The organism is Microbispora sp. H10670 (assembly GCF_014161385.1).
In the GTDB taxonomy this organism is placed as follows: Bacteria; Actinomycetota; Actinomycetes; order Streptosporangiales; family Streptosporangiaceae; genus Microbispora; species Microbispora triticiradicis.
The window spans coordinates 1-7,686 of sequence record NZ_JABBWW010000057.1 but is presented as its reverse complement, the minus strand read 5'-3'; the positions used below and the strand labels follow the sequence as shown (position 1 = coordinate 7,686).

Annotated in this window: 9 protein-coding genes and 1 pseudogene; 3 read left to right on the top strand and 7 right to left on the bottom strand. The window is 66.5% G+C overall.

Annotated features, from left to right (window positions below; translation table 11 throughout):
- A pseudogene (locus tag HHX33_RS36910) lies at positions 1 to 126 on the top strand (IS630 family transposase); the annotation flags it as partial.
- Here the strand turns inward: HHX33_RS36910 and HHX33_RS34305 are convergent.
- Positions 123 to 1,142 (bottom strand): cellulose binding domain-containing protein, encoded by a 1,020-nt coding sequence (locus HHX33_RS34305; RefSeq protein WP_182878203.1) that lies wholly within the window; start codon positions 1,140 to 1,142, stop codon positions 123 to 125. The pseudogene HHX33_RS36910 and the gene HHX33_RS34305 sit on opposite strands and share 4 nt — an antisense overlap.
- 408 nt (positions 1,143 to 1,550) lie before the next feature.
- Between HHX33_RS34305 and HHX33_RS34300 the strand changes: the two genes are divergently transcribed.
- On the top strand, positions 1,551 to 2,792 hold the full coding sequence (locus HHX33_RS34300) for an IS256 family transposase (RefSeq protein WP_182878202.1): 1,242 nt from the start codon (positions 1,551 to 1,553) through the stop codon (positions 2,790 to 2,792).
- Positions 2,793 to 2,882: 90 nt separating this feature from the next.
- Here HHX33_RS34300 and HHX33_RS34295 read toward each other — a convergent pair whose 3' ends face one another.
- The 5 genes from HHX33_RS34295 to HHX33_RS34275 all read right to left on the bottom strand — a co-directional run bounded on the left by HHX33_RS34295 (position 2,883) and on the right by HHX33_RS34275 (position 6,108).
- On the bottom strand, positions 2,883 to 3,230 hold the full coding sequence (locus tag HHX33_RS34295) for a hypothetical protein (protein ID WP_182878201.1): 348 nt from the start codon (positions 3,228 to 3,230) through the stop codon (positions 2,883 to 2,885).
- A 655-nt stretch (positions 3,231 to 3,885) separates the two neighbouring features.
- The gene (locus tag HHX33_RS34290) at positions 3,886 to 4,371 is read right to left on the bottom strand and encodes an SMI1/KNR4 family protein (protein ID WP_182878200.1); all 486 of its coding nucleotides are present in this window, start codon (positions 4,369 to 4,371) and stop codon (positions 3,886 to 3,888) included.
- 58 nt (positions 4,372 to 4,429) lie between these two features.
- Positions 4,430 to 4,840: a type II toxin-antitoxin system VapC family toxin gene (locus HHX33_RS34285; RefSeq protein ID WP_182878199.1), complete on the bottom strand. Its 411-nt coding sequence runs from the start codon at positions 4,838 to 4,840 to the stop codon at positions 4,430 to 4,432.
- Positions 4,837 to 5,157, bottom strand: a complete 321-nt coding sequence (locus HHX33_RS34280) for a type II toxin-antitoxin system Phd/YefM family antitoxin (RefSeq protein ID WP_259403159.1) — start codon at positions 5,155 to 5,157, stop codon at positions 4,837 to 4,839. The genes HHX33_RS34285 and HHX33_RS34280 overlap by 4 nt, the downstream gene beginning before the upstream one ends.
- A 312-nt stretch (positions 5,158 to 5,469) precedes the next feature.
- Positions 5,470 to 6,108: a FadR/GntR family transcriptional regulator gene (locus HHX33_RS34275; protein WP_279633844.1), complete on the bottom strand. Its 639-nt coding sequence runs from the start codon at positions 6,106 to 6,108 to the stop codon at positions 5,470 to 5,472.
- A gap of 84 nt (positions 6,109 to 6,192) precedes the next feature.
- On the opposite strand from HHX33_RS34275, the gene HHX33_RS34270 reads away from it, so the two are divergent.
- The gene (locus HHX33_RS34270) at positions 6,193 to 7,446 is read left to right on the top strand and encodes a CynX/NimT family MFS transporter (RefSeq protein WP_182878197.1); all 1,254 of its coding nucleotides are present in this window, start codon (positions 6,193 to 6,195) and stop codon (positions 7,444 to 7,446) included.
- 109 nt (positions 7,447 to 7,555) lie between these two features.
- On the opposite strand, the gene HHX33_RS34265 is transcribed toward HHX33_RS34270, so the two are convergent.
- A complete protein-coding gene (locus HHX33_RS34265; protein ID WP_310741643.1) occupies positions 7,556 to 7,678 on the bottom strand; it encodes an RICIN domain-containing protein in 123 nt (40 codons plus the stop codon).
- Positions 7,679 to 7,686 lie beyond the last annotated feature (8 nt).

Here is a 7,686-nt window from a genome sequence, read left to right as displayed (position 1 = left end):
GACATCCGGGACTGGATCGCCCAGTGGAACGACAACCCCCGGCCGTTCGTATGGAAGAAGACCGCAGAGGAGATCCTCGAATCCCTCGCACGATATTGCCGACGAATTTCAGGCGCAGGACACTAGCTGGAAGGGGTGCGGATGCAGGTGGTGATGGGGGTGTTGTCGGTGCCGCTGGTGGTGGCCTGGAAGCCGAAGGTGGTGGAGGCGCCGGGCGCCAGCGCTCCGTTGTAGCTCGCGTTCGTGATCGTGTACGGATTGGCGAAGTCATCCAGGCTGGCGTTCCAGACCCGGGTGATCTGCTGGCCGCCGGGGAAGGTGAGGGTGACCGTCCAACCGGTGGTCGCGGTGGTGCCGGTGTTGGTCACGACCACCTTCCCCTGGAACGCGCCGGGCCAGTCGCCGGCCGGGCTGTATACGGCCGTACAGCCCCTGGTCGGGCAGGCCGGGACGTAGACGGTGACCGGTGAGGTGAAGGCGGAGTAGTTGCCCGTCGCGTCACGCGCCCGCACCTGGAAGCGGTAGACCCCCACACCGGACTGGGTGAACGACGTGGTCGTCGTGGTGCCGACCAGGGCGAACGTGCCGCCGGTGGCGCCGGGCGCACGCCAGATCTCGTATCCGATGACGCCCACGTTGTCCGTCGAGGCGGTCCAGGTCAGCGTCACCGAGCCGCAGGTGACGGTCGCGGTCGGCGTACCTGGCGTCGTGGGCGGCTGCGGCTCCGGCGTCATCGTCGGGCAGGGGGGCAGCACGACCCGAACCGGCTCGGTGAAGGCGGAGGTGTTGCCGGCCGCGTCGCGTGCCCGCACCTCGTAAAGGTACAGCCCCATGATGGGCTGGGTGTACGAGGTCGCCGAGGTCGTCCCGACCGGGACGAACGTGCCGCCGCTGTAGGGCGCGCCGTACACGTCGTAGCCGGTGACCCCCACGTTGTCGGTGGAGGCGGTCCAGTTCAGCGTCACGGACAGGGGATTGCATCCGACCGTGCTGCTCAGCCCGGTGGGAACCGTCGGCGGGGTGGTGTCGGCGAACCGCGTGATCCGTGCGGGAGCCGTCGCCGAGAACGCGGGCGTGGTCACCACCAGCCCGGCCAGTGCGGCGAGGGCCGCGAGAACGATGGAGATGACTCGCCGTTGCATGGGGACTCCCTGGCGGCCAGGAGGCGGGGCGGTGGCCTGCATACCGATCGACGCGCTACACAGACGGTAGAAGTGAGTGTCGTGGCCTGTCGCCAACGCGACCGGGCGGGTCACGAAGATGCAGGTCGCGGATGCAACTTTCAGCCCGCCGGACCCGGACGGCACCGATCGGCGGGGCCCGCCCGTGCCGCCTGACTCGCACGACACCGGTCTGCGGGCGGCGCATCCACCGGGTGGCGAAATCCCGATCCCGGTCGAGGGTAAGCGGGCCCTGGTAATCCGCAGCGGTTGCGTCCACGGAAGTGGTGTAAGAGTTTCGGCTGGTAGAGGCGTGGCGTCGTGAAATGAGGACGGCCATCGCGTGATCCTTCGTGATTGCGAAGTCAAGATCGAAGGAGAACAAAGGCGATGGCCGTGAATGACAGTGTGGACCCTGCCGCGTGGCTGGCGGAGCAGATCCAGGCGCAGGATCCGGATCTGTTGCGATCCATGGTGAAGACCATGGCCGAGGCGTTGATGTCGGCCGAGGCCGATGCCCGCTGCGGGGCCGGCTACGGCGAGCGCAGCAGCGAGCGGGCCAACTCCCGCAACGGTTACCGCAAGCGGGAGTGGGACACCCGCGCCGGCACCGTCGAGCTGGCCATCCCGAAACTGCGGCAGGGCTCCTACTTCCCGGACTGGCTGCTGGAACGCCGCCGCCGGGCCGAGCAAGCGCTGGTCAGCGTCGTGGCCACGTCCTACCTGCTGGGGGTCTCGACCCGGCGGGTCGACAAGCTGGTCGAGCAACTCGGAATCGCCGGGATCTCCAAGAGCCAGGTCTCGGCGATGGCCAAGGTGCTCGATGAGCAGGTGGAGGCCTTCCGCACCCGGGCCTTGGACGGCGGCCCGTACACCTTCGTGTGGCTGGACGCCCTCACCCAGAAGGTCCGCGAAGGCGGCCGGACGGTCAACGTGCACGCCCTGGTCGCCACCGCGGTCAATGCCAACGGCCAGCGGGAGATCCTGGGGCTGGAGGTCACCTCACGTGAGGACGGCGCGGGCTGGCTGGCCTTCCTGCGCGGCCTGGTCGCCCGCGGCCTGTCGGGGGTGCAGATGGTCGTCTCCGATGCCCACCTCGGCCTGGTGGAGGCGATCGGCGCTACCCTGCCCGGCGCGTCCTGGCAGCGCTGCCGGACCCACTACCTGCGGAACCTCCTCACCACCGTGCCCAAGTCGGCGCAGCCGTGGGTGGCCACGCTGGTGCGGACCATCTTCGACCAGCCGACCGCCGAGCAGGTGCGCACCCAGCACGCCTGGGTCATCGACGCCCTGGCGGCCAAATACCCCGCTGCCGCCAACCACCTCGATGGCGCCCGCGACGACCTGCTCGCCTTCGCCCAGTTCCCCCGGGAGATCTGGAAGCAAATCTGGTCCAACAACCCCCAGGAGCGGCTGAACAAGGAGATCCGCCGCCGCACCGACGTCGTGGGCATCTTCCCCGACCGGGCCGCCATCATCCGGCTGGTCGGCGCCGTGCTGGCCGAGCAGACCGACGAGTGGACCGAAGCCCGCCGCTACATCGGCCTGGACGTCCTGGCCAAAGCCCGCCTATGGGTAATCCCCGGCGACACACCGGACCAGGAACAGCTCCCGGACACCCTCACCGCTTAACCTGCAGAAACGGATCACGCGGTGGCAGCTCGTACACCACTTCCCTGGACGTAACCTCCGCAGCGTTCGAGTCCCCGGCGAGACTCCTATTCAGTCTTCACTCTCGTCAGAACCCGCCTGCACGTTGATGTGTCGCAGCGCAGCGCCGGACCGACGAGCATGCAGGTCGGCGTCCTGCAAAAGACCCGTGATCCTCCTCAGACGCTCACCAGCCTCGGCAAGCCGAGCCCCCGGGTCATCCCCGGTGTCATCACTCAGGACATGCCGCTTCGGCAAGACTGCGACCTCGGCTCGCAGATGATCAGCCACGATGGCGGCCGCTTGGATCACCTTGCTCAGTAACTCTCCCGCCTCGTGTAACGCGGTCACCTCCATGGCGCGCCGTTCACTTGCGGCGTCCACGAGTTCACCGAAGCCGTTCAGGGTTTCTCCCGTCATGGGCATGATTTTGACCTATCTCGGTAGCTCGCGCCGTTGGAGTAGCTCCACAGCTGTGACGCCGGGTTGCAGTTTGGGTTGCAGTCCAGGGTGATCCCGAGCCGTTCAGGGTGGATCGCGTATACCCGTTGACCTGCATTGAACTGTTTGGAACCATGATCGTCCGAGCTTTCAATCCGCAGGGTTAGGGTTGTCCTCTTGGACGGAATAGCCTTGATCCAGCCCAGAGGGACCAAGCGATCATACGCAGGTCAGCGCGCCCTTCGGCCGAAACGGGGGCGGACCAGGAGTCGGGCCGCGTCGGCCCTTGTCTGGGCAGGTCGGATCGCGTGATCATCGTGCCATTAGCGTGCCATCAAGGGCGGTCAACAGGGGGTACTCACGGTAACTCGCGGGCGGCTCCTTGCCCAGGTCGGGGCCGTTGTCCCTGGTGATCAGGCCGATTTGCAAGCAGGAAGTCAGGGGTTCGAATCCCCTAGGCTCCACGCACTCAAAAGCCCAGGCCAGGGATCGTTTTCCCGCCTGGGCTTTGATCGTTATTCGGCCTTCGCGCTCTTCCGTTGCACAGATGCAGCCCTACGATCGCCACGGCGTGGCCAGCAACCGTACGCGCTTGGGGGCGATCGACGATCCAGGGTTCGTTCCTCACCCTGGCTCACCGAGAGGTACAAAGGTCTTTCATAAGGTCCCAGAAGGACCTGTGACGCTTGGCGCCGGGCATCCAGGCCGCGAGAAGCCATGCCTCCCACTCGCCCTCAGGCGTCATAACGTGGGGGTTGAGAAGGAGGTCTCCATCCCACAGCCCGACCAGAAGGGTGTCGGGCAGATATTCCGTCCTGATGGCGTGATGGTTCCGCTCCTTTCCGTAGACGAAGTAGAGGTCATCGGGCACTTCGTCTGTGGGCACCGACCAGGCTTCGACGGTTGTGGGCGCGATGTCACGGGGCCAGCCGACTTCCGCGGCCGGCCACAGGGAGTACTCCTTGACGCCCCAGCCGTCGGAGTACAGGAGGAACTGCCGATAGCTCGGCGGCAGGTTCACGCCCAACTGCTCTTCGAGCCGAACGACTTTTGATTCGTCGGCCGGGGGGTGGAGACCGTGGCCCGACAGGAACGGCGGCTGGTCTGGGCCTTCAGCCACCGGCTCTTCCTCCGGGAAGAGATCGGACCATCTGTACGAGGTATGGTCACGTGCCGTCTCACCGTGGTCGAGTGACTGGAACCACGTTGAGCAGATGATCCAGGCCTTTGAAGTCCTTTGGGTTGCAGGTGTAGAGCGGCAGTTGGTTGGCGATCGCCACGCAAGCGATCATTAGATCGGCTGTGCGGGGACGCGGTTTGCGGCCTGAGGCGATGGCAGCGGTCCAGAGTTGGCCGTACTCACGGGCGGCGGTCTCGTCGAAGGGAAGCGGGTCGAACTCAGCCTCGGCGGCCTGCAGGATCTTCATCCGCTGAGCGAGTTCCTGCGGCCCGGATGCCACGAGTACGCCGACTGACAACTCTGCCGTTGTAATGGCGCTGATCGTCATCTCGTCGGGCAATTCGTCCGGGTCGATCCCAGCGCGCAGGATGAGGATGTTGGTGTCGAGCAGCCCTTGCGTGAGGGTCATTGCCCGTCCTCGTCGAACTCGCCTCTGCCGTACGCGCGATCGTAGGGGTCGTAGAGATCGTCGCTGACGTGTCGGTCCATGTCCTCGCGGTACTTCCGGTCATCCAGACGTGGCATGCCCCGGGACATCGCGGCGAACTCAGCTCGCGAGACGGCCCGGCGCCGGCGCCGGATAGGCACGAGGTCGCCGATGTGATGGCCGTTGCGGGTGACGGCGTACCGCTCCCCGCGTTCCAGCCCATCCATGATCTCCGCAGATCGATTGCGGAGATCGCGCTGCGAGATCTGGTGGGAACGTTCAGGCTCAGAGATGCTCACCGTATGAGTGTAACGAGAGCGTGACATCTGGTGCTACCAGGTAGCACCGCAGGTTCCCACTGTCGAGACGAGCGTTCAGGAGCCGGTGCGGTCGGGCCGCTAGCGGCCATTGCGGGCGGTGAACAGGGGTGCTCACGGTCGCTCGCGGGCGGCGGCGCCCCAGGTCGGGGCCGTTGTCCCTGGTGATCAGGCCGATTTGCATGCAGGGAGTCAGGGGTTCGAATCCCCTGGGCTCCACCAGCCAAAATGCCGCTTCGCGTTGCGGGGCGTCGTCAGAGACGCCTCGCCCGAGGGGGGAGGCGATTGCGTGGTTCAGCGCATGAAGGGTTTGAAGATGGAACCCACCTTCGTGGCAGCACGGTCGGCGTCCCCGTCCGCGATCGCCTCGACCAGCTCGTGGTGGTGGCGGTGTGCCGCGTCCTCGTCCTCGCTCTTCTCGTCGCGCATGTGGGCAGCGAAGATGTCGAGCATGCTGGAGTACAGCTTGACGTAGAGAGGGTTGTGCGTCGCTGCCACGATCGCGCGATGCAGGGCGAGGTCCGCGCTCGCTCGCAGGTCGAGATCGTCGGTCGACCAGCTCGCTTCTCGACGGTCGCGCAGCTCGCGCAGCAGCTCGACGTCGGCGTCTGAGCGGTTCATCGCGGCCAGCGACGCTGCAGCGCTGTCGAGGGCAAGGCGTAGTTCCAGGTAGTGGCGACGGGTGCCACCGCCGAGCTGACGTTCAAGAGTGCCTGTCAGCTCGGAGCTGGAGATGACGAAGGTGCCGCGGCCCTGCTCACGGCGCAGCAGACCTGCGTGCACCAGCGACTGCAGCGCCTCGCGCACCGTGTTCCGACCGACCCCGAACTCCGACACCAGTGCGGCCTCGGTCGGTATCTGCTCACCGACCGGCCAGCGTCCGGAGACCACCTCCTCGCGGAAGCGCTCGGCGGCCTGGTCGATGAGTCCCACTCGACGCATCGGCTGTCGCGTGCCAGACTCTTCGGAACTCATCCCATAATCCCATCATCTGCTGACCTTACACTGGAGTATAACGTGACATCGCTCCCATCGCTCGTTCCGTTGCACCGTGGGCGTTTAACCTTGTGGGCCGGGCTCGCCATCGCTCTGACAGCGCTCAACCTGCGAACGGCCGTGACCGGGTTCACTCCGCTCCTGGAGATCATCGGATCCGATCTCGGCTTCGGGGTGACGTTGTCCGGCCTGCTCGGCACTGTGCCGGCGGTGTCCTTCGGCATCTTCGGGTTTCTCGCCCCAGCGGTGACGAGGAAGTTCGGACTCGAACGCACGGCCACTGTGGCGCTGGGCCTGACGGCTCTGTCGCTCCTGGTGCGCGCCTTCTCTCCAACGCCCTCGCTGCTGGTGCTTTCGACCGTGCTGGCACTGGCCGGAATCGGAGCCGCGAACGTCGTGGTCGTTCCGTTGGTGAAGGCCTGGTCCGCCGACCGTCTGGCCCTGTGGACCTCGCTTTACCTGATCCTCATGCAGGCGGGCCAGTTCATCGCCCCGCTCCTCGCGGTCCCGGTAGCAGAAGCGGCGACGTGGCGGCTCTCGGTAGGTATCTGGGCGGGACCAGTTGCTGTGGCTGCTGTGGTCTGGCTCGTCCTGGCAGTCAGGCTGCCCGCCGATCACCACGCGCCCGCGGCAGTGACGGCGTCCGATGCGAGACCGAGGATCAGCCGATCATCAACCGTCTGGGGCCTGGTGATCCTCTTCGCGATGATTTCGCTGTCCAACTACGGGATCATCACCTGGGTCCCGGCAGTGCTCACCGACGCAGGAGGCAGCGCGGTCCTGGGCGGCTCCATGGTCGCGCTCTACTCGGCATGGGGCATGCTCGCGGCCTTGGTGGTTCCACACCTGGCCACGCGCATGAAGAACCCGTTCATCGTGGTCGTCGGGTGCGCGATCTTCCTGGTAGCGGGATACCTGGGCCTGCTCCTGTCCCCCCTCGACGGCACGCTGGTGTGGATGTGCGCGCTGGGAATCGGGGTGAGCACCTTCCCGCTCTGCATGACCCTCATCAACCGTCGAACCAAGAGCCCGCAGACAGCCTCTGCCGTGTCGGGCTTCGTGCAAGGCATCGGCTATGGGCTGGCCTGCTTCGGCCCGATCGGTCTGGGCCTTCTGCGCGAGGCGACCGGATCATGGTCGATCCCGCTCCTGGTGCTCGCTGCGACCGCCGTCCCAGGGGTGATCGCCGGCTGGTTCGCTTGCCGTCCTCGCTTCGTGGAGGACTCTGCGCCACAGCCGACGAAGCGCGACGCCGACCAGCAGCTGCGACGATAAGAGCGTCGCACCTGTGCCTCGCCACCAGCATGCCCAGGCGGGGCGAGGGCTGCCGGGCGTGGCCTGCGGTGCGGCCGAGTGTTCCGCGCCGCAGGCCAACAGGTGCGGGCTAGCTGTTCCAGGTCCACTTCTGGTTGGTGCCGCCGTGGCAGCTGTAGAGCTGGAGCTTGGTGCCGTTGGCGGTGGCGGCTCCGGCGGCGTCGATGCACAGGCCGGACTGGACGCCGGTGATGCTGCCGT

Coding starts and splice junctions, on each gene's coding strand:
- HHX33_RS34305 (WP_182878203.1), bottom strand. CDS start 1,142: ATGCAACGGCGAGTCATCTCCATCGTTCTCGCGGCCCTCGCCGCACTG.
- HHX33_RS34300 (WP_182878202.1), top strand. CDS start 1,551: ATGGCCGTGAATGACAGTGTGGACCCTGCCGCGTGGCTGGCGGAGCAG.
- HHX33_RS34295 (WP_182878201.1), bottom strand. CDS start 3,230: ATGACGGGAGAAACCCTGAACGGCTTCGGTGAACTCGTGGACGCCGCA.
- HHX33_RS34285 (WP_182878199.1), bottom strand. CDS start 4,840: ATGACCCTCACGCAAGGGCTGCTCGACACCAACATCCTCATCCTGCGC.